The organism is Dyadobacter linearis, from assembly GCF_907165045.1.
In the GTDB taxonomy this organism is placed as follows: domain Bacteria; phylum Bacteroidota; class Bacteroidia; order Cytophagales; family Spirosomataceae; genus Dyadobacter; species Dyadobacter linearis.
This window is the reverse complement of record NZ_CAJRAU010000014.1, coordinates 41716-63662: the sequence shown is the minus strand read 5'-3', so window position 1 is coordinate 63662 and position 21947 is coordinate 41716. Positions and strand designations below refer to the sequence as shown.

Here is a 21947-nt window from a genome sequence, read left to right as displayed (position 1 = left end):
GATATAGCGGAATGGGACGCTGTAAAAGTGCCAGTCTTCACCGATAACCACATGGTAGTTCTTCTGGACTTTGGCTTTGGTGTAATGCCGGACTTGATAGGGCGATTCCGGTAAAGGTTGAAGATGCTGAGCTTCCTGGCTAGTAAATAATTCCAGGCGGCTGAATGTCTTTTTCTGGAAGTTCATCTGATGGTGTAGTGCCAACTTCTCTTTAATAGCTGCATTCAGGCTGGCCAGATTATGGAAGGTGTCATTGCGTAAGTGGGCGTAAATAGGGCTTATCTACTCAAACTTACAATTTTCCCCGCGACTTGATTAAACGGTTTTATTCATATCTGAATGCAGCTACAATCAATTCTCAGCTCTTATAACTTCTCTATTTTGCTTTGGTAAGCACTGATTTGAACACTACGTAAGCGTAAATACTTATAGAGTGTCATTTTTGAACGGCAATAGTTTTTGCAATTTCATCAATGCCTAATTTTTCTTCTTTGGGTTAAATTAAAAGTTAGAACCAAAAGTACCGCGGGTTTCGCGTAGCAAAATTGACGGGGAGTAGATCAGCTGTATTCAAATCTCAGCGCCATCTTTGAAGATTTCATCGAGATTGAAGGCTTGAAAATCTACTTTTTCTGAAAAGTCATATTCTCCAAGCATATTGATATGTTCCCAGCTGTGGGTAGACGTGGCCAGTATGTTTTTTAATAATACTTCCCGGTCTGCCGGTTTCTTACATTCTGCCAGACTTCCTGATAAGTGAAGCAGGTTCCAACAGTTAATTGAATTGGCGATCAACCTTTTGCAGCCTTCTGCCGTAAGCTGTTCGCGGTATGTGGCCCCGATCAGCTGTTGATTGTTGCCGTGGGATATTGCTTTGGCGAACTTATTACTGTTCTCAACTTTGCTCAAAACCCTTTCAACGGATTTACGGACAGCCGGCTGATCCATATACTGAAGTATATAAAGGGTTTTGTAAATCCTGCCAAGTTCTTTAAGCGCTTTGTAAAGTGGGTGCTGCCTGGAATAGGAATTCAGTCTCCTAATCAATGTGGACGCTTTTGAGTAACCCAGCTTTATCGTTGTAATAAACCTTAAAATCTCATCCCAGTGCTCAATAATCAGTTCAAAGTTTATCTTTGAATCTGGCTTTACCTGGTATCCTAAGTCCCGGTAGGTTGAGACTGAATCAATCGAGAACAAATTATGCTCATGGATTTTGGCAAGCCTGGGGCGGAAGGCTATTCCGAGCAAAGCAGTAATAGCAAATATGATCTCAGAAAACCCGCCTGTATCTGTCGAATGTGCGTCGGATTGGATCACACGGTTATGCATCAGGCCATCAATCATATAGGGTGCTTCATGATCCGATGAACTGAATGCTGTTGAATAGAAAAGCTGACCTGCTTCATCCAAATGGGAATAAACGGTTACACCTTTTCCATTACCAAAATATTTAAATGACCATGCTGCTCTTAACGATGCAACGGAAACGTCATATTTTTGCCCGTCACTGCTCGTATGGATAAAACCAGGGTGAATCCGGAACTTGTCAGTCAAAGGCAGTTTGTTGCTGAATTCGACAACCAGGTCATTGGCCTTCAAAGTCATATCAGGTGAAAAGTACTGAACCGAAGTCGTTTGCAATGCATTGGCTGCTATATTCTTAGAAATCATTGACATTTTAGGGATGCCAATGTTGCAGCCCAATCCGATAATAGTAGCAAAAAACAGCTTTTCCGCTGGTCTAGGCGGCAAATAATCAATACCCTTATGCTGAAAAGCAGTATTGAATCCGCTAATCTGGTCAATTGTTGTTAAAACTTCCAACAACGACACAGCCCTGGTTTGTGGGTATAGGTTCTGTGGATCCTCAATTTCATTTTCGTCAGGTTTGTACCGGTGCATATGCCATTGCCCTTCTGCATCAACATATACCTGCTGGTTCTGTGCATTACCTATGTGTTGATTGACAAGCCTAAAATGGAAATTTAATTCTTCATTCAGTTTTAACAAAATTGGAGCAGGCTTTTGAAGATGGCTTAGTGATGCCCGTTTTAAAAGAAAATCCTTATCCTTAACCCATTGTAGTTTTGGAATCATGTATTCTTCAAAAGACCGGAACAAATACGAGGATCGAACATTTAAAGCACCTGCCCGGATATGGTCGCGCATTTCTCTGAACAATAATACTTTATAAAGTGATATCCTGATCTTTCCATCCGGTGTAATCACGCGTTGTTTCTCTTCAAGAGATAAAAAATCAATCGGTACACTGTTGTGTTGCTGTATATTGCCATCCTTCTTTTGAAAATAATCAATGGCGTCCAACAATTGTTTCTGGGATGTTTCAAAATCAAATGCCAGGACTTTGATTAAGTCAGATACGCGGATTTGTATACGCAATGACCCTTTTTCGAGCGCTTGGTAATAGTCCTCTCGGTCACTGATCCGCTGATTGACCAGTTTCAAATTATTCAACCTTTGCTGATCTTCCAAAAATACCTGAGAAGAAACCTTCCGTTTTCTTAATAGCTCATCAATCAGTTCTACTTTCTGGCTTGCTTCCATTACCTGATCATGGATAATCCGCTCAACTTCGCTCAATACATCAATATGCGTAACGCTTCGGATAGAAACGGAGCTCACTAAACGTGAGGTATTCATCCTGTTTTCAAACAGGCTTTCCTTGATTTTATTCTCACAATCGTTTACGGCACTGGTAACAGCCTGGTTAAAAGTGAGCACAAGCGCGTCACCCAATTGGTAGTATTGGTGGATTATGAATGAGACCAGCAGCAGGTGGCGGGTGTTGTCCCGGTCGGCAACTTGGAATATCTGGTTATCAATCACATACTCAGCATAAAATTTTATCGTTTCTTCCGGAAGATTAAGGCTGGTAATAATGGGCAGAAGCTGCGAGTACATCTCCTTCAGCCTGACAAAATTGTCTATTCTACCTTTGATTACGGACGGTTGCATGGACTGGGTAATCCTTTTAAAAAAGGTAAGCTGATATCTCTGGACTTTCACATGTTTTTTCTCTTCTTGTTGATAAGAATCATGCTGCACGAGTAACGAATCCAGTAAATTTTTGTCCTCGAAACGAAAACAGCACAAACCAGGCTGGCCTTTAACCAACCGGATTTGTCATTCTTAAAGGCAGTTTCCAATAATCTTTTCAAAACCAGGTATCTTTAAAAATGACTAAACACGAGGTTGACAAAGAAATTGCGGCCGGCTTCCGGAAAACCTTCAACGAGTGAGTAATTCACATCAAAGATGTTGTTCAGCCCGGCTTCGGCAGAAAGGAACTTATAAAGTTTAACTGATGCCTTGGCATTTACCAGTGTGAAAGCTTTGGCCTCGGTGCCATAGCTGGTACTATAACGGTCACTGGCCGGATCATATCCAATATTTCTTCCCAGGTCAGATGCACATAAAAACGATGCAAGATTTTGAGTACATAAAAATTGTTCCTGACGAACGGCTCTCTGGTTTTGTGGAGAGTTTCCTGCTATGTGCCAATCATACCGATGAAGATAAAGAAGTCATTATTTTTCCCGATGGAAGAGTAGACATTATGTTTAGCTGTACAGATCAGGAACCATTGGTAGCCGAATTATTTAATCTGGATAAAAAAGCAAGGCGGTATATTTTCAAAAAGCAAACAAAGCTTTTTATGGTATGTCTTACCTTGCTCGGTGCCGAATACCTGCACGGATACAACGGGACAGATTTTGGAAAAGATGAGATTCGGCTTCCCGCAGGTTTTTGGGATATTTCTAAAGAAGACCTTACAAGCTTAGATAGCTTTGCAGAAAAGGTTTCGGAAAAACTTTTGGAAATATTCCCGAAAAAGATGGATGAAAGAAAGCAACAGCTTTTTGAGCTTATCTATTCGTCAGGTGGTAAGGCGTTATCAAGTACCCTCCTTACAGCAAGAAAAAACTCAAATGGCTAAAATCGCTTTTGGAACGAATTTCTTAATGACACAACCAAAGAACACTCCGTAAAAAATCAATTTAATTTTGACGATGGACATTACAAACCTTCCCGAAGATCTATGGGAACATAACGAAACTCATACTTCGGATTTGCAAATTTTCAATTACGAAGTGTATAAGAACGGTTCCAGAAACAAGATTGGCCTGAATAAAAATGTATTCAGTTTCTTATTGGATGGTCAAAAAAACATTCACTTTTCTAATGATATCATTTCAATCAATGAAACACAATCGCTACTTATCACATCTAATAATGTTTTGGTTACCGAACTGGTAGGTGTAAGTTCATACCGCTGTTTACTCTTCTTCTTTTCTCACAAAAACATCACCAATTTTTTATTGAAACATTCCCATTCTTTCAGTCAGAATGCCTCAGATAAAAAGATAACGAATATACCTTATTTCCTTTTAGAGAAAGACAATTTTATCATCCATTATATTCATTCGATCCAACAGATTTTTGGTTTGCAACAATCTATCTTTCAAAAGATTTTGGAACTGAAATTTGAAGAAATAATGCTTTATCTGGCGGATAAATATGGGACGGTATTTTTAGATTACTTACATTATTTACTAATCAATGAAAGAGAATTATCATTTAAAATGGTAATTGAAAAGAACCTTTATACGAACTTGAATATTGACGAAATAGCCTTTCTGTGCAATATGAGCGCCTCTACTTTTAAGAGAAAATTTATAAGTATATACCAGGAATCTCCAGGGAAATGGTTTCAGCAAAAACGGCTTAACAAGGCCAAAGAATTGTTACATAATAACCAAGTCACACCTTCCGAAATTTTTATGGACTTTGGCTATGGCAGCTTGTCAAATTTTAGTGCAGCCTTTAAAAATGAATTTGGGTATAGCCCCAACCACATCCACTCAAATTGACCTCTTTTCATAACTTATTGAACCAAACTAATAAACGAAGCAGCGCTGGTTTTTCTAATTTTGTCTGATTGAAGAATTGTTTAACTAAAAAATAAAAACAATGAAAAAATTAGGATTGTTAGTTCGGTTGGAAGCAAAGGCCGGCCAAGAAAAAAACGTTGAAGATTTTATTACAGGAGCATTACCGCTTGCTCTTGAAGAAGCCGGTACCGTTACGTGGTATGCATTCCGTATTGATGCTTCTACCTTCGGTATTTACGATACTTTTTCAAACGAAGAAGGCAGAGAGGCACACCTTGGCGGTAAGATCGCAAAAGCATTAATTGAAAATGCACCAGACCTATTGGCAACACCTCCGTCTATTGAAAAATTGGACATTTTAGCTGCCAAATAGCCTAAGATAATACCATTATATTTAAGGGAGGATTTTGCAAAAACTCAGCAAAATCCTCCCTTAGAGCTTGTTTAGGAATTATGTTTGGAGAAGCGGTTTAATTCGTTGTAACATCAGTTGAATATTTGCCAGGAGTATCCAGGCGACAGAAGAAGAAACGGTATATTCATATTCCTTTACGATTCTACGAAAAAAATTCGTCCAAGCGATAGTTCCTTCCACAACCCACCTCTTGGCAACAGGAACAAAACCCCTTGTCGATTCTGGACGAGATGCCTTCTCAAATTCGATCCCGAACTCCTTCATTTTACGGGCAAAAACGCCATTATACGCTTGATCTCCGTAAATCTTTTGAAGGCGTTGATTTTGACAAAGGATGTCGGCAGAAAGATATAATGCGGCGGGGCCGTCATGATCATTACCGGCATGAACATGGGCAAACCATATTCTTCCGCCAGTATCTACCAATAGCTGTCGCTTTCGTCCATTCACTTTCTTGTTCGCATCCGTACCACGGTTTTCAAAAATCATCGGGGATAACTTAACGCTTTGGCTATCAATGCAAAAAGACGACGGATTTTCGTTCTTGTTTTCTCTTTTTCTATCAACTCGATTGAGAAGACAATTGATTTCAGCAAAAATATTTTGCTTCTTCCATCGACTGAAATACCAGTACACCGACTGCCATTTTGGAAAACACTCAGGAAGATTTCTCCACTGGCAGCCCGTCCGGACAACATACAAAAGGGCGTCCATAATCGATCTTAAATCGTATTTCCTTTTTCTTTTTAAATTCAAAAATCCCGAAATTGCGCTCCATTGGGGATCGGTCAGTCTAACGTACTGTTTAGTCAAGCCTTGAATGTTTGGTCACTGCAAAGATGGTACGATCCCCATTCCTCTCAAATCCCAAACACGTTCTTAATTGTTCAAAAAAATATCTTCTCTCCCTCATTTTTTTAGATATCTAAAAAATCAACCCAAAAAAGCTTACGTCCTTTGCATTATCAAATTTTAATTCTTGCAAATTCATTCAAAAATCCTTTTTTGAAAAGCTCTTTAATTAAAGGCGTTTGAAGTTGATTTATTGCTAAGAGAGTATTTGAATGTTTTCTTACCTTTTCGATGTCATGGATAGTTAGTATACTATTCAAAACTTCAGAAATATCTTGTCTTCTTAAAGATTTTTCCAAAGAATAACACCAGGCTATTTGGTAGTGAGAAATTTTGTAAATAAGTTCAATTTGCTCATTTAAATATAATTGAAGTTGTAAAACAAGTGAGCGGCTGTCGTTGACAATTGCTCCCCAAATAGTTCGTGCTTCCCACCATCTACTGTAAGCTTTATTTATTTTATAAGACAAAAGAATAGAAATAGCAATTCCTAAGGTTGTGGCAATGCCGATCGGAATTTCGGGTAATATATTCCGGTAATATTTATGTAATATTCCAGAGATTATTCCCAATATAATAACGATTATTAGAGGCTTTTTGATTTCACTAAGTAGAAACCGAAATGGAATTTTTCTATTAATAATCATAGAGGAGCTTAATTTTTAGTACTAGGATGCTGGTCCTAACCTTTATGAATACTCATACTTTGCGTAAATCAACCTGCTGTGGACTTCTCCCCTGGTCAGGTGCCGTTATTCAAGGATACTTTGAATTGTACCCATAAGCCTTTCAAAAGTGGAGTTAACGTTCCTAACGTAGTCAATTTCTAGGGAATTGACAAGAAATCTTAGTTTATAGATGAAGCTCGAACACTATTGGCGCATGTCCACCTTGCTTAGCTGGTGGTACCAATTTTCAACGAGGCACGACGTCTTGGTTGCGCTCGCTTTTTATATCTAAAAATTGCGATATTGCTTCAAGTTGAGAGTGATCAGGGAAATTCTACCTCCCGATTCTCTTTAAAATTTCTAGGCACTATCGAAAAGTTTTTTTTAATGGCACAGGGAATTAGCTCCGATGATCAGGAAGATATAGCAGCATCAGGTTATGTGCGCGTGCGGGGTGCGCGAGAACACAACCTCAAAAATATTGATGTCTCAATACCGCGAAACCAGTTAGTGGTTTTCAGCGGTGTTTCCGGTTCGGGCAAGTCCTCGCTTGCCTTCGGCACACTATTCGCCGAGGCACAACGACGTTATCTTGAGTCAGTTTCTCCTTATGCAAGGCGATTGATCGATCAAGTTGGCGTTCCGGATGTTGATGCTATTGATGGACTCCCGCCCGCAGTTGCCCTCCAACAGCATCGCGGAACCCCCAACGCCCGTTCGACAGTAGGCAGCCTGACGACGATCTCAAGCCTTGTGCGCATACTTTATTCGCGCGTCGGCAGTTATCCTGCGCGCCAAACGATGCTGTATGCCGAGGATTTTTCCTTCAACACGCCGCAAGGGGCCTGCCCTCGCTGCCAGGGCATGGGGCGCGTGCATACGATGACGGAGGAGTCAATGGTCCCTGACCCATCGCTGACCATCCGAGAGCGGGCCATTGCTGCCTGGCCTACTGCTTGGGGCGGTCAGAACCTGCGGGATATTTTAGTCTCACTGGGCTATGACGTTGATATTCCTTGGAAAGACCTGCCTGAAAAGGACCGGGAATGGATCCTGTTTACCGACGAGCAGCCGACGGTCCCGGTCTATGCAGGGCTAACCCCGGCCGAAACACGCCAGGCTCAGCGGCAAAAGATGGAACCCAGCTATCAGGGAACTTTCAGTAGCGCCAAACGGAATCTTGAATACACGCTTGCCAATACGGAAAGTGCCTCCATGCGCAAACGCGTATTGCAGTTTATGATCAGCAGCCCGTGCCCTGTATGCAGGGGCAAGCGTTTAAAACCCGAGGCACTTTCGGTTACTTTTGCTGGCTATGACATCTCCGATTTTTCGCACCTTTCTCTTGAACAGCTTGCAGAAGTGATCAAGCCGGCTGCTGAGGGGGATCTTGTGTCCGGGGCGAATCCGTCCCAATCGCTCGTAAGCCGTGAAGCTGCAAAAGCCGCAGTGGATGAGCGTGTGAATGCTGTTGGCTCGGCACACAAGGCGGCCCCTGATGTACGCCGTACGGATAATCTCTCGCTTGAAAGGCGTATCGCTGCAGAGCGCCTATGCGGTGATCTTCTAGTCCGCCTTACAACGCTGATCGACCTTGGGCTTGGTTACCTGTCGCTTGATCGCAGCACACCAACATGCTCCCCCGGTGAGCTGCAGCGCCTGCGTCTTGCAACCCAGCTCTCCTCACAGCTCTTTGGGGTTATCTATGTGCTCGACGAGCCTACGGCAGGATTGCACCCTGCCGACGGTCATGCCTTATTCGATGCACTGGACAGGCTCAAAGCGTCGGGTAACTCCCTTTTTGTCGTCGAACACGACACCGAAATGATGCGACGTGCCGACTGGCTTATCGATGTGGGTCCTGAGGCTGGCAGCGAGGGCGGGCGCATTCTGTACAGCGGGCGGCCCGATGGCCTTCTGGAAGTCAACGAGTCCCGCACCAGGCCCTACCTTTTTGAAGAAACAGCACAGCTGCCTGTGGCCAACCGCCCGCCAAAAGGCTTTTTGCGCCTGGAAGGAGTTCGCCGGAACAATCTCAACGGCGTTGACGTATCGTTCCCCCTGGGTTGTTTTATCGCCGTAACAGGTGTCTCGGGTTCTGGCAAATCCAGTCTTGTGAGCCAGTCGCTGATTGACCTTGTGGCAGAACACCTGGGCATGAAGCGGGAAGAAGTTGAGGAAGACGCGCTCGAGGAAGCTCCTTCCGAAAAAACCATGGGACGGCTGCGGGGAGATGTCGATGCGGTACACCGTCTTATTGAGGTGGATCAAAAACCAATCGGACGAACCCCTCGGTCCAATCTGGCAACCTATACAGGGCTCTTTGACCATGTCAGAAAACTCTTCGCCGCGACGCCGGAAGCGCGCAGGAGACATTACGATGCAGGCCGCTTTTCGTTCAATGGTGCCAAAGGCCGGTGCCCGACCTGTGAGGGGGAGGGACAAGTCAGCATAGAGCTGCTTTTCATGCCGAGCGTTTATGCACCCTGTCCGACCTGCCACGGCACGCGATATAACGATAAGACGCTGGAGATTAGCTGGAACGGCAAATCTATCGCGGATGTACTTAGCATGACAGTTGACGAGGCTTGCGTGTTTTTCTCCAATGATGCTTCGGTTTTGCGGTCCCTTGAAACCCTCAGGGATATAGGTCTGGGCTATCTTAAACTTGGACAAAGCGCGACCGAACTTTCCGGGGGGGAGGCCCAGCGTATCAAGCTTTCGACCGAACTGCAACGCACGCAGCGCGGCTCAACACTGTATGTGTTGGATGAGCCGACCACAGGCCTGCATCCGCGTGATGTAGATCGTCTTCTTGTTCAGCTTAACCGCCTTGTTGATGCTGGCAATACTGTCATTGTCGTTGAGCATGATATGCGTACGGTTGCACAGTGTGATTGGGTTATCGACGTAGGACCTGGGGCAGGCGACCGCGGCGGCACTATTGTTGCGGCGGGAAGGCCCTCTGAGATTGCCGCGTATCAGGCAAGCCGTACGGCACCTTTCCTGGCCAACATCCTGGAACCGGTGCAACGTGGCAGCAAATAAATTAAGCAAACAATCAATTGGTTATTTAGGACAAATTGACCATTCTATTTTTCTTTTGGTAGCCGACCCAGTAGGCCCTGTGATGATCAGGTTCTCCTTTTTACTAATAAAGTTTAGACTGAGCAGCCGCTCAAAGTTTGTTTTGTCTAGGTTCCTGGCAGTTTGGTAATCGATGTCCGACGCGGCAGCGTCTTGCTTAAAACCGGCCCTGAGGATCAGGCTTTCAATGTTCGGCTTTGTCTGCTTTCCCATTCTGTGTCCACCAGAAGGGATAGGAAGTCATCCAGGGAATAATCCTGGTACAAATGTTCGTTGACGCAGCGATGGTTGTACAAAGCGCTGAAAGAATTGGGTAAACTCTACAAAACCATTTATATACTACGGTACATCAGCGAGGAAGATCTTCGTAAATCTGTTGAATCAGTATTATCGAAAGTAGAAAATGCCAATCATTTTGCCAAAGCAGTCATGCTTGGAAACCCTCAGGAGTTTAACTGGAGCACGCATTATGATCAACTTACAGCAGAAGGGTGTAAGCGGCTAATCATCAATGCGATTAACTATTATAATTTACTATTGCTCTCTCAACAGATCTGCAATTGTAAAACAGCCGAACAAAAGGAAGAATTAATGAGAATGATTTCCCGGACATCTACACATACCTGGCATCACATCAATTTGCACGGTGAATTTGATTTCAGTGAACAGCAATCTACACCAACCTTTGACATGGAAGCAATTTTGAATCTTTTTAAAGGCTGAGAATTGGTTATTTGCCAACAACTCTACACCAAATTGATTTTACGAGACCCGCGGGGAAAATTGTACGTTTGAGTAATTGAGACCTAAATACGGCGGTAGGTAATTTTAACGAAGTTCTCCACGGCGGCTTTGTCCTTGGGTTTATGCGGCCTGGCTGCATACAGGGCAATATGGTTGTGGTTGGCCCATTGTTCAAGCATGTCGGTAAATGCCGGTTCGTAACGAGAGCTACGCGATACCCACTGCTTCATGTTATCAGACTTTGCTCCTAGTGGTACACCTCCAAAATAGGCCAGCGCGTTGTTTAAGGCCTTTACGACCTGGGCCAGTTTCATGTTCGGCAAAGCTTCCACATATCCGTATCCGCTAAAAGGCAGCACCGCTACGAAGACAGGGCATGCGATGAGTTCACCGCTTGAAGTATCCACATAGTATAGCTGCTCACCAGCAAAATCCACCTGCATCACCTTTCCCGGATGGTGCTCAAAATGCATGGAGGCTTGGGCGATTTTGAGGTGATCCTGCAAAAGTTTACAAAACCTGGAATACTGAAGGCCACCCGGATTTTCCTTGATATATTCCTCCCAGAGAAGTAGCCGGGTAACGCCGGTACGTTTTAATTCATGGGCAAAATAGTCGACCTGACCGTAGAAATGGACTTTCCTGGGGTCAGTATCTTCCGGTACATCTGCCTTTTCCTGATTGATTAAGTATTCCAGCTGCTGGTCCTTGACTAACAGGAGCTCTTGGAACCCTAAGCCTGTTTGCAGGAATTTCTGCTGGTAAAGCCCAATGGTCTTCCTTGATATTTTTACTTCCTTCTCGATGTTGCGAATCGATACCCCTCGTTCCAGGAAAATGAGTATCTGCCGTAATTTATGCATGCTCAGAGGTCTATTGGCCATTCCATAAGCGGTTAGGTAATACGTACCTAAACTTATAGGAATGGGGCGGTTAAACTCTCTGCTCAGTGGCGTACTTTGCCAAGGAATAAGTGGCGTACTTTCAAGAGGAATCCATGCTTTTACGGGATCTCCAACCTGGAATCCAATACAGAAGGCCTCTCAAAAACCGCAACTTTCATCAGATCGGTGGCGTACTTTGCGCAGGATTAATTGGCGTCATTTCAGAGGAATCGTGGAGTACTTTGGAGAGGAATATCCATGGTACGAGTAAACGTGTACCGAAAGCATTTTACCGTACTATATCGGCCTCATGAAAGATAATATCTGTTAAAATAAGAAATCGGACATATTTCATTTTAACCACCGAATATTTAGACAGCTTCAAGCGGTTACAAAATGAGATTGATTTTAGTATCCGGCATTAAGCCGACATCCATTTGGGTTGACCTAGTATATGACGGTTACTGTTTTCAAACTTTTTAGCATACTATTGCAGGAAAAAGAAATTATGAATCTACATCAACATGGCTCGCATTTAGCTGTTATTGTCCCCACACTGACAGTAAGAAATTGCTCTGCAGCCAATGCATTTTATCAAAAAGCATTTGGTGCCACTGTTCTTATGTCCAACACTGATCCAGATGGATCTACAGTTGCCGAGATGGAGCTCATGGGTGCTAGGTTTGTTGTTGCAGACGAGTCGGAAGAGCATAACCATCTCAGCCCAGAGAAACTGCAGCGCATACCTGTGCGGATTGGATTGCAGGTCGAAGATCCTGACCAGTTATTTGCACTTACAATAGAAGCGGGCGCAGTCGGTATCTATCCCGTCGCCGATCAGGATTACGGGTACAGATTAGGCCATCTGGTAGATCCGTTTGGTCATCATTGGGAAATCTTTAAGCCGTTAACCTAGTACTATGATTTGGATTACGAGTAAGAGCTACGAGATTGACTGCATCTCCTGTCCTTTAAAATCGAGAGAGATTAAATACTGATTCAGATGCCATTCGCAGGTTACGCTGGCGTTACATAAAAAGCTACTGCTCTACGGACATCGCATCTGCAAAACATAAAGCGTACAGTATATGTCCGCTGCCGTACGGACTAATCTAGCTAAGAGCTTGATTGCATCGATACCTTCATGTAGTATTCCCGACAACCGAGATCCATCAAGTTGTCCCGATCAAGCAGGTTTGTTTAAACCAACGTTTGATGGGACAAGTGAGAGCACAATGTTTGTTTGTCAGTTATATATAAGGCTGACCACGTAAATAATTGTAAGAAAGAAAACAGTGTTCAACTATCCGGCCCCCATTATCGACAACTACCAGGATTGTTTCCCCATTCCATCCACCTGAGCTTAGGTGTATACGGACATAATGTTTTTCCCCAAGCGTAATGTGGTGGGCGACCGTAAGTGTACGACCATTTTTTCGCCTGCGCAGATGCCATCCCGATTTTGACCTGATCGGCCGGCGAAGCCCAACAAAAAATCGTTTTTCGACATTATGCTTGTAGAAACTTGAATCCGCCTGCTGTTCGGTATCCACCCTCTTAGTGAGCTGCCCGGATTTGTCCATCTCTCCAAGTGACTTGCATTTATTGGCGAAAGGTGTGAGCAAAGTGGCATCTTCTTCCACCAGTCCCGATGAATATGCAGCCACATCACCGTAGATTTTCCTAGATAACAGACTATCAGCGTAAAAGTCCACTGCGAGCTGCTCAAAGCAGATTGTCTTTAATGCCAGCTTGTGTGAGTTTTTAGCAAGAAAAGATAGTCCGCTAAGCAGTCCCTTATCAATGCCTTGGGCCAAATCTGTCTTCCGATGAACTACCTCAATATCCACGGGCACTCCGCGGCCCTCATAGTCTACTCGTCTGCTATTTACCGTCTGGCCATTTGATAAAGCAACTTCCCAGCCGTTCGGAAGCCTCTTACCAAGCATAGGCGAGAAAATCCCGTTTGTATTTTCTCCGACAAGTTTTAAGTATGGTAATTCTTTGAGGTAAAGGGCGCAGTGATCACCCGCACTAATGGTAGATCCGCTTGTTAATAATACAGTGGGTTTGATGAGCTGATTATCACCTCTTGGAGAGATATAGTACGGTGTCCATGGACTGTACTCATGTTTTGTCTTACTAATCCGCGTTCTACCGTACCCCACCAATCGCTTTACCTGGGTCAATCGTCCTGTCAGCTCCTGCAAATATGTGGGTGAACCGCCACCATTGATCCTGATATCGATAACAAGCCCCTTCACATCAGCAAACTCCTGAACCATCTCATCCAATTGTCTGCTGAATTCATCCAGCGGCATGCCACCGAAGCCGTTGAGTTGGAGATAGCCAAAATCCGCTGACCGACAATAGCCACCAATGTCGTAGGGTTCGCTCTTAAACTTTTTCATCTTGCCAAAGCCGTTCTTGGACAACAAATCCAGCGTTACTTGCCGAAACTGAGCTTGCAATTCCTTGATGGGGAATTCTTTGAAGAAAGGCGAATACTTGGCGCTGGCGGGCAGGTCGCCGGTCAGAGAGATTACTACATGTCCATCTTTGAGCGGTGATGTCATCTCGTTAAAAATGCCCAGTAACTGGTCCTGAGTAGTCGCCGGGTTAACCTTTGGCCTGTAAGCATCATACTGCTTCTTCCATTCAACCTGCCGAGTTTCAAAATGGGCATAGTGCGTGTCGAAGATTTTCCAGAACGTTTCAAAATTATTTTCGGGATCATCTTTTCGGACCCTACCTGCGACTGTCGTAAACCAAAGGAGCAAAAACAATATCAATGTCGCTGAAAACTTCATTTGTAAATCCAATTAATGTTTTGACCATAATGGAGCTGTAAACGAAAGTTTTAGTTGATCGAAATATACTTACTGGCACGTCCCTACACTGACACCATGTTAAAATATCAGTCTAGTCGCGTTCTGCCATGAACTCGTGGGTGTCTATAAATACCCACGGTTTGAATGAACCCGGGATGTGCAAATTATTTCTATTAAATAGTGCAAAACAATTCTGAAGTCTAAAGAAACGATATGACTGTCCTAGTCTCAGCTACGGATGGCTATGAGGTCCTGCATTCACTGGCTGAGATCGACCGTGAATTTACAGACCAGGTGATTCTGCTTGCCACTACAAAAGACGGACAACCACTTGGTAATGGAGAAGTTCCATTTCGGATCATTACGCCCAATGATAAAAAGCCGGCACGCTGGATCCGGCAAGTACGCTCTATAATAGTTGCCTTGTACAAAACTAGATACTTTTAATACTTATAAGGACGGGTCAGGTTACAAAATCCTAAAAAATGAGTTCAGCGTTATTCCCATGACAGACTTTGCCTTTCAAAAGAGTCTTTTTTACCACAGAATCATAGCTTAAATTTACCAGCCAAATTGCGTTATCATAAATTTTCAGATGCAAACCGAAGATCTAATCAAACAAATAGAGTTTATCAAGGAGATCGATAAATTGAAATTCATACAGCGCCGGACCAAATTGTTCAATAGCGATAGACATGAAAATGATGCAGAACACAGCTGGCATTTGGCGATGATGGCCATTATTTTATCCGGACATTCGAATGTATCAATTGATGTTTTGAAAGTAGTAAAAATGGTTTTAATACATGATATCGTTGAGATTGATGCAGGTGATACCTTCATTTATGATACTGTTAAAAATCATATTAATACCAACGATGAAAGGGCAGCTGCTGAAAGGATCTTTGGTTTACTTCCAAAAGAACAGGCGGAAGAGCTGATTGCTGTTTGGGAAGAATTTGAGGCTGGCGAAACCGATGAAGCGAAATTTGCTAAATCAATGGACCGTTTAGAGCCGCTGCTACAAAATGTTTCAAATAATGGCGGAACCTGGAAGGAGTATAACGTTGATTACAAAAAAGTGTATGAGAAGAAACAAGTGATCAAAAACGGTTCTGTTTCAATCTGGAATTACGCGGAAAAGCTAATTGAAGATAGTGTCACAAGTGGGATTTTACAGAAAAAATAATTTGCTAGTTCTTCACTTGCGAATACGTTTTAAGATAAAGCTTCGCTTTTTCTGATACTTCTGGTCCGGTTTAAGTTTTGCTGATGCGAACCTTCTGTCTCTTCACTTTCCTTCTGCTTGGCAGCCGGGGTTTGTTATTTGTCGTCTCCGGCTGGGTGGCCTGGCCACAATATCAGCGTGCTGCATAATCATTACGTTAATTTATTCGTAAACCAAGCTACCGTAAATTAGCGAATTTCTTCTTTTAATGAACAATGATCTACTTGGCACAAAGCCACATTATCAGATATTAGACGGACTTCGGGGCGTTGCAGCTATCATCGTCGTATGCTTTCACCTGACCGAGCCGCTCGCCAGTAGCCGCCTGGATAACGTTGTAAATCACGGATACCTTGCAGTGGATTTCTTTTTTCTGCTATCAGGCTTTGTGATTGGTTATGCATATGACGACAGATGGGACAAATTATCCATCAGCAGCTTTCTCAGGCGCCGGTCCGAACGGCTGCACCCACTTGTTGTGTTAGGCATGACGCTCGGTGCAATAGGCTTTTACTTTACTGATTCACCCATATGGCCGCTCATTGATACCGTCCCAGTATGGAAGATGATCGTTGTGATGCTTATTGGATGGACTCTTCTGCCAGTCCCACTTTCTATGGATATTCGGGGTTGGTTTGAAATGCATCCGCTTAATAGTGTGGGTTGGTCATTGTTTTATGAGTATATCGCCAATATTCTCTACGCGCTGGGACTAAGGAAATTATCTAACAAGGCACTGGCTTGTTTTGTAGTATTGGCAGGTGCCGTGCTTGTACATTTAGCCGTTACCAGCCCGAACGGAGACGTAACAGGCGGCTGGACATTGAATACCAAGCACATGCGTATTGGCATTATTCGCACAATGTTCCCATTTTTTGGCGGTTTACTCTTATCACGTGTAGCACGGCCCATTCAAATAAAAAATGCATTCCTGTGGTGCAGCCTGCTAACTGCGGCTGTTTTGCTGATGCCAAGAATCGGAGGTGCAGCAAATCTTTGGATGAATGGGCTTTACGAAGCCTTCTGCATCATCATTGTCTTTCCACTCATTGTATATATCGGCGCCAGTGGCGTCGTGCAAAGCAAAATGGAAGAAAGAATTTGCCGGCTGCTTGGCGATCTCTCCTATCCTTTATACATGACGCATTATGTGCTCGTCTATTTTTACGTGGCATGGGTAAGTAATCACAAAGGCATCAAGTTGTGGCAGGCATGGCCATATGCACTGCTCACATTTTCGGGAGCAATGGTGCTCGCTTACGCGAGTTTGAAGTTGTACGATGAACCGGTAAGAGCCTGGCTCAGAAAAAAAATGAAATAGCAAGATGTTAAACCCATTCAATTTCGTAAGTTGGTTCAAGCAGCCTGGACTTGATTATCAGCAATATCGAAAACTTGCCTTAATTCTGACAATGCTTTGCGTACCCTGGATTTTACAGTGCCCAATGGTAGCTTCAAATATTCAGATGCTTCTTCATGGGTATAGCCATCAAAGTAAACCAGCTCGATAAGCTGCTTTCTTTCCGGTATAAGTTTGTCAACAAACGATTTTAGATCAGTGGCGATAGCAGATGTAAGAGGTACCAATGTTGCGCCGGCGTTAAGATCACTTTCAGATACCGAATCCCAGTCTATGTTGCTTTCAAATTTGGCATCTGCCCTTAAACTATCAATGGCTGTATGCCTGGTAATATTAAGCATCCAGGTGAACAATGTTCCACGATCCGGATCGTAGCAAGCAATTTTTTTCCAGATCTTTAAGAAAGCATCCTGCATGACATCATCCACTTTGTTATCATCCCTTATGATCCGGCAGGCAGTTCCGAAAAGACCAGCAGCATAATGGTCATACAAATATTCAAATGCTGCCTTATCATTAGCTTTGAGCAGACTTACCAATTCATTCTCACAAATGAAGGTAGATTTTCTATTCATTGTTCACTAGTTATGGAAGGTAAACCGGCAAGCCGGGAATCTGCTAATTGAGTTACCAAAATTGTGCGTGCAATACAACTATTTATTGTAGAAATAGTTTGCATTCAGGGAAGGTACTTATATAATTTCGGTACTAAATATTATTTTTTAGTTAAGCCTGGCCGAGTGCATAATTGGCTCTAAGCATATGGAACAGTAGATATGTCCTGGTATACCCCGGCAACTCTTTTACTTAGCGTGGCCCTAAATCCCTGTGGCCTTGCAACGATACGCGCTCCGGTCCAGGTTGATGCGATCACCATTCCGGCAGCAATCAGGATGATATCCTTGATGATATACTGTGCTTCCAGGGTTGGTGCATTCAGTGTGCCAGAGAAAAGCTCGGAAGGATAAAGAAACAACGGGGACATAGCACCCACCATTTGAAGCGCCAGCAGCCATACCCCTACCCTTAGGAACATACCGGTTAGAAAGCAAAAACCGATCAAGCATTCCAGGGTCGCAACAAAAACCATTGCATTATGCCCTGTGAAGACGCCCAAGGTGAGCGCAGACGTTGTGCGGGTTGCCAGAGATTCGATGGGGCTTATTCCTGTGAAAAATTTAAGCACGCCAAAACCAACAAAAACAATCCCCATCGTAAAGCGAAGAATGTTGATACTGTTGGCTACCAGCCATTTATTAATGGATGTGTCCAGTTTATCAAACCGGTCAAAAGGCTTGGTGAATTCTTCATATGTTGCAGGTCTAGTTCAGGCTATCTACGCCAGGACCGGTCCAAAAGATCGCATGAATATTAAGTTATTGGGGTGGTTAACGAGCCCGGCGCAAAAATGCCGGGCTCGTTACAGCTCTTGTCTACTTATTTAAAAGCGTCTTTAAAATTTTCTGCTGCTTTATCCTGGGCTTGTTTAGCTTCGGGCACGATGACTGCTGTCCCGAAAAATTCATGCGTAGTGCCTTCATACAATTCATAAGAAACCCTCACACCTGCTTCATTTAGCTTGTCGCGCAACAGCTGGCCTTCCGATTGCAGTGGGTCAATTTGAGCGCCGATAATAGTTGTTGAAGGCAGGTTTTTCAGATCAGCCAAAACCAATGAAATGCGGGGATCTTTTGCTTCTGAAAGATCGTTTAGGTAATGGCCCAAGAACCATTTGATACTTGGAACATCTAATGGTTTTGCATTGTAGTACTGCTTGTAAGAAGCAACGGTTGTGTCCGAATTAGCAACCGGATACACCAATAGCTGATGCTTTGGCATGGTCAGGCCTTTATCGCGCGCAGCAATACTGACATTAGCTGCCAGGTTTCCACCTGCACTTTCACCGGCAACACCGATTTTTGTATTATCCCCTTTCAACAGCGCCATATTGCCCATTACCCACTGGTAAGCTGAGACCGCATCGTTGTGTGCTGTCGGAAACTTGTGTTCGGGACCTTTGCGATACCCTACCGACACAACCACCGCACCTACTTTTTCAGATAGCGCTGCTGCCGATGGATCGTAAACGTCAATGTTGGCAATCACCCAGCCGCCACCATGGTAATACACGATTACAGGAAACGGTCCACTTCCGTTTTTTGGCGTGTAAATCCGCGCATGAATCGAGCCGTCAATCACCGGAATGTCAGCGCCGGACGTATCAACCTGCGGTTTAGGCGGGGTGATATTGTTTTCGGACAACAGGTCCATGACAGCATCTTTAACCGTGTGGTTCATACGCGCGCGCTGCGGGGTGAGCGTATAAATCGGAGGATCGCCGTAGCTCAATAGCTTTTCGATTACCGCCCACATCTCGTCGTGAATTTCAGGGGCAAAAGCCGGTTTGGGTCCCTTTGGCTTTATCGATGCTCCGACTGGCAGGTTATGATCGTCCAGGGAACACGAAACAGCGCCAAGCATTACCGTAGCAATCAAGAGTGCTGCGGCAGTTTTGTGAAGTTTGTTGCTTCTCATCTTTATTAAATAATTTGGTTTGTTGCCCCGCCTTATTTAAAAAGTATACCCAGAGCCCTCAAAATCAGATTTTTATAACCCGAAGTTGTAAACAAGTTGGAATGGTGCCAAAATAATCTCGAAAACTAGAAATCTGGTCATGTATGGGTAATTCACTTTATCAATTAACGCTTTCCTGCAAGGCGGGAAATTGTTGATTCCACATTTCGTAATACTTGCCTTTTTTGCTTAGCAACTTCTTATGGCTTCCTTCCTCGATCAATTTCCCCTTTTCAAGTACTACAATTTTATCTGCATTCATAACGGTACTGAGCCTGTGGGCAATGATAATGATCGTCTTGTTTTTCTTTCGTAGCGATTGGACCGCCAGTTGAATGTGCTGCTCGGATTTGGAATCAAGGGATGAAGTTGCTTCGTCGAGAATTAATATTTCCGGGTCCCGGTAAAGCGCCCTGGCAATAGCTAAACGCTGACGCTGTCCACCCGATAGGCTAGTCCCGTTTTCTCCAATATAAGTGTTAAAACCATTTGGTAGGTCCTCAATAAATTTCATGATGTCGAGCTCCTGGCAGATGGAAACGATTTTTTTCATATCCGGTTCAAATTCCCCTACCGCAATGTTGTTGAGCACATTGCCGGCAAACAGGTGAACATCCTGGGGCACTGCGCTCACCATTTGCCGCAGGCTGTCATTTGTGAGATATTTTATATCAAAACCACCTAACTGGATGTTTCCTTTTTCGATCGGATAAATGTTTTGTAGTAGTGATAACAAGGTGGTCTTTCCTGATCCGCTCTCCCCTACCACAGCAGTAATCTTACCTTTTGGGATCATCAGCTCAAGCCCTTCAAATACCGTCACGCGCGTTCCATAGCGGAAATGGACATTCCGAAATTGAATATCACCGATCATATCAGGGGTCAGCACGGCCTTGTTTTCTACCGATTCCCGCTCAATATCCATGATCTCAAAGAGCCTGTCAGCGGCAATGCTGGCATCCTGGATCACCTTGTTCATCCCGATCAAGCTGGAAACCGGGCCAGTGAAATAGCCGATAATGGCATAGAAGGACAGTAATTCTCCGGGCGTAATGATATTGTTCAATACAAATAGCGACCCTGCCCAAAGTAGAATGATCGTGAATGCACTTGAAACAAAGCCGCTAAAATCACCAATCCAAAGTGAGTTTGTGTTCGATTCATAAACCGAGCGCAGCATGCCTACAAACCTGGTCTCCGTGCGCATATTGGTAAAATCTTCCAGCCCAAAGCGCTTGATGGTGCTCACCGAATGAATGGATTCAACAAGTTGAGCTTCCAATTCTGCCGAGCTTTCCATCAATTTTCGCTGGGTCGAGCGGTTCATTTTATTGGAGAAATAATAAATGATCGCATATAAAGGCACCACGCCCATCATGATCAGTGCCAACTTCCAGTAATAGGTAAACATCAACACAAACGAAAACACAAGAATGAACATATTCACCGCAAACCCGATCAGTACATCATTAACAAAAACCCTGATCTTAACCGCGTCATTCATTCTGGAAATGATCTCGCCCACACGCATATTGTCAAAAAACTGCTGCGGAAGGCGCAACAAATGCTTGTAGTAGCCCAGGATCAGCCTTGCATCTATCTGCTGGCCTGTTTTAATGGTCAATAAGCTTTTTGCATGGTTAATCACCACACGGAAAAATAGAATCCCGATCATGACTACTCCCATCAGGTTCAACAGGTTGCGATTGCCCTCGGGAAGTACATTGTCAACAATTTTTTGTAAAAATATAGAAGTTGAAAGTCCCAGGACAGTGTAAATAATAGCACCTAAAAGTACTTGCAACAGGACCGATTTATGGGGTTTGAGTAAATACCAGAACCGTTTTTTTACTGAGATTTTCTCATTGCCCTCCATGAAAGTATCTCCCGGCTGAACCAGGATCATCACACCGGTCCAGATACCTTTGAACTCGTCGTGGCTCATTTTGACCAGTTCACCGCGTGCGGGGTCCATCACTTCTACCTGTGTTGCGCTCACATTATAGACAACCACATAATGATGCAGGATCTGCTTGATGATCACGTGCGCGATAACAGGAACCGGCACATGCGGTAGCTGCTCGAAATCTGCTTTTACGCCTTTTGCATTAAATCCCAGTTTAGTAGCTGCCTCGATCAGACCCAACACATTGGTCCCTTTTTTGTCGGTAGACGCATATTGCCGGATTCGGGCCACCGGTATTGTGAGCTTATAGAAAGCCGAGATGGAAGCTAAACAGGTAGCCCCACAATCCGTAAGGTCATGCTGTTTTATGATCGCATATTTCAGGGTGCTGCCAAAGCCCGGAAAAGGCAAAAAGTCCAGCAAACGATTTATCAGCTTCTTGATACTTGACAGTATGCCAACAGAATTGTGCTGATTCATAA

Annotated in this window: 19 protein-coding genes and 1 pseudogene; 9 read left to right on the top strand and 11 right to left on the bottom strand. The window is 43.9% G+C overall.

Annotation, left to right across the window (positions count from 1 at the left end; genetic code table 11):
* Together KOD92_RS27005 and KOD92_RS27000 are read right to left on the bottom strand one after the other, a co-directional pair.
* Nucleotides 1–186, bottom strand: a pseudogene (locus KOD92_RS27005) (IS21 family transposase); the annotation flags it as partial.
* 384 nt (nt 187–570) lie between these two features.
* On the bottom strand, nt 571–2979 hold the full coding sequence (locus KOD92_RS27000; protein WP_215236727.1) for a Tn3 family transposase: 2409 nt from the start codon (nt 2977–2979) through the stop codon (nt 571–573).
* Between the two features lie 466 nt (nt 2980–3445).
* On the opposite strand from KOD92_RS27000, the gene KOD92_RS26990 reads away from it, so the two are divergent.
* From KOD92_RS26990 to KOD92_RS26980, 3 genes are all read left to right on the top strand, one after another.
* Complete coding sequence (locus tag KOD92_RS26990; protein ID WP_215236726.1) at nt 3446–3961, top strand: hypothetical protein; 516 nt, start codon at nt 3446–3448, stop codon at nt 3959–3961.
* A 73-nt stretch (nt 3962–4034) separates the two neighbouring features.
* Complete coding sequence (locus tag KOD92_RS26985) at nt 4035–4895, top strand: helix-turn-helix domain-containing protein (protein WP_215236725.1); 861 nt, start codon at nt 4035–4037, stop codon at nt 4893–4895.
* Nucleotides 4896–4995: 100 nt separating this feature from the next.
* Nucleotides 4996–5289 carry a putative quinol monooxygenase gene (locus KOD92_RS26980; protein ID WP_215236724.1) on the top strand — a complete coding sequence of 98 codons (294 nt, stop codon included), beginning with the start codon at nt 4996–4998 and terminating at the stop codon, nt 5287–5289.
* 78 nt (nt 5290–5367) lie between these two features.
* Here KOD92_RS26980 and KOD92_RS26975 read toward each other — a convergent pair whose 3' ends face one another.
* Together KOD92_RS26975 and KOD92_RS26970 are read right to left on the bottom strand one after the other, a co-directional pair.
* The gene (locus KOD92_RS26975) at nt 5368–6144 is read right to left on the bottom strand and encodes an IS5 family transposase (RefSeq protein WP_215236723.1); all 777 of its coding nucleotides are present in this window, start codon (nt 6142–6144) and stop codon (nt 5368–5370) included.
* Nucleotides 6145–6296: 152 nt separating this feature from the next.
* The gene (locus KOD92_RS26970) at nt 6297–6830 is read right to left on the bottom strand and encodes a bestrophin family protein (RefSeq protein WP_215236722.1); all 534 of its coding nucleotides are present in this window, start codon (nt 6828–6830) and stop codon (nt 6297–6299) included.
* 408 nt (nt 6831–7238) lie between these two features.
* Between KOD92_RS26970 and KOD92_RS26965 the strand changes: the two genes are divergently transcribed.
* Nucleotides 7239–9899, top strand: a complete 2661-nt coding sequence (locus KOD92_RS26965; RefSeq protein WP_215236730.1) for an excinuclease ABC subunit UvrA — start codon at nt 7239–7241, stop codon at nt 9897–9899.
* A 21-nt stretch (nt 9900–9920) separates the two neighbouring features.
* Here KOD92_RS26965 and KOD92_RS27820 read toward each other — a convergent pair whose 3' ends face one another.
* Nucleotides 9921–10151, bottom strand: a complete 231-nt coding sequence (locus KOD92_RS27820; protein WP_215236721.1) for an ATP-binding protein — start codon at nt 10149–10151, stop codon at nt 9921–9923.
* A 60-nt stretch (nt 10152–10211) separates the two neighbouring features.
* On the opposite strand from KOD92_RS27820, the gene KOD92_RS26955 reads away from it, so the two are divergent.
* Entirely contained in the window at nt 10212–10661 is a 450-nt protein-coding gene (locus tag KOD92_RS26955) for a Tn3 family transposase (protein ID WP_310589457.1), read from the top strand.
* 83 nt (nt 10662–10744) lie between these two features.
* On the opposite strand, the gene istA is transcribed toward KOD92_RS26955, so the two are convergent.
* Nucleotides 10745–11566, bottom strand: a complete 822-nt coding sequence (gene istA, locus KOD92_RS26950; protein WP_215236719.1) for an IS21 family transposase — start codon at nt 11564–11566, stop codon at nt 10745–10747.
* Nucleotides 11567–12020: 454 nt separating this feature from the next.
* Between istA and KOD92_RS26945 the strand changes: the two genes are divergently transcribed.
* A complete protein-coding gene (locus tag KOD92_RS26945) occupies nt 12021–12482 on the top strand; it encodes a VOC family protein (RefSeq protein ID WP_215236718.1) in 462 nt (153 codons plus the stop codon).
* 334 nt (nt 12483–12816) lie between these two features.
* Here KOD92_RS26945 and KOD92_RS26940 read toward each other — a convergent pair whose 3' ends face one another.
* A complete protein-coding gene (locus tag KOD92_RS26940) occupies nt 12817–14376 on the bottom strand; it encodes a S41 family peptidase (protein WP_215236717.1) in 1560 nt (519 codons plus the stop codon).
* A gap of 234 nt (nt 14377–14610) precedes the next feature.
* On the opposite strand from KOD92_RS26940, the gene KOD92_RS26935 reads away from it, so the two are divergent.
* The 3 genes from KOD92_RS26935 (at nt 14611) to KOD92_RS26925 (ending at nt 16946) form a co-directional block, all read left to right on the top strand.
* The gene (locus KOD92_RS26935; RefSeq protein ID WP_229254912.1) at nt 14611–14844 is read left to right on the top strand and encodes a hypothetical protein; all 234 of its coding nucleotides are present in this window, start codon (nt 14611–14613) and stop codon (nt 14842–14844) included.
* 148 nt (nt 14845–14992) lie between these two features.
* Entirely contained in the window at nt 14993–15586 is a 594-nt protein-coding gene (locus tag KOD92_RS26930; protein WP_215236716.1) for an HD domain-containing protein, read from the top strand.
* A gap of 247 nt (nt 15587–15833) precedes the next feature.
* The gene (locus KOD92_RS26925; protein WP_215236715.1) at nt 15834–16946 is read left to right on the top strand and encodes an acyltransferase family protein; all 1113 of its coding nucleotides are present in this window, start codon (nt 15834–15836) and stop codon (nt 16944–16946) included.
* A gap of 35 nt (nt 16947–16981) precedes the next feature.
* Here KOD92_RS26925 and KOD92_RS26920 read toward each other — a convergent pair whose 3' ends face one another.
* From KOD92_RS26920 to KOD92_RS26905, 4 genes are all read right to left on the bottom strand, one after another.
* Nucleotides 16982–17560 carry an RNA polymerase sigma factor gene (locus KOD92_RS26920; RefSeq protein ID WP_215236714.1) on the bottom strand — a complete coding sequence of 193 codons (579 nt, stop codon included), beginning with the start codon at nt 17558–17560 and terminating at the stop codon, nt 16982–16984.
* 179 nt (nt 17561–17739) lie between these two features.
* Nucleotides 17740–18021, bottom strand: coding sequence for a hypothetical protein (locus KOD92_RS26915; protein WP_215236713.1), 282 nt, complete (start codon nt 18019–18021; stop codon nt 17740–17742).
* Between the two features lie 401 nt (nt 18022–18422).
* Nucleotides 18423–19520, bottom strand: coding sequence for an alpha/beta hydrolase (locus KOD92_RS26910; RefSeq protein WP_215236712.1), 1098 nt, complete (start codon nt 19518–19520; stop codon nt 18423–18425).
* 160 nt (nt 19521–19680) lie between these two features.
* Nucleotides 19681–21945: a peptidase domain-containing ABC transporter gene (locus tag KOD92_RS26905; RefSeq protein ID WP_229254910.1), complete on the bottom strand. Its 2265-nt coding sequence runs from the start codon at nt 21943–21945 to the stop codon at nt 19681–19683.
* Nucleotides 21946–21947: the final 2 nt, after the last annotated feature.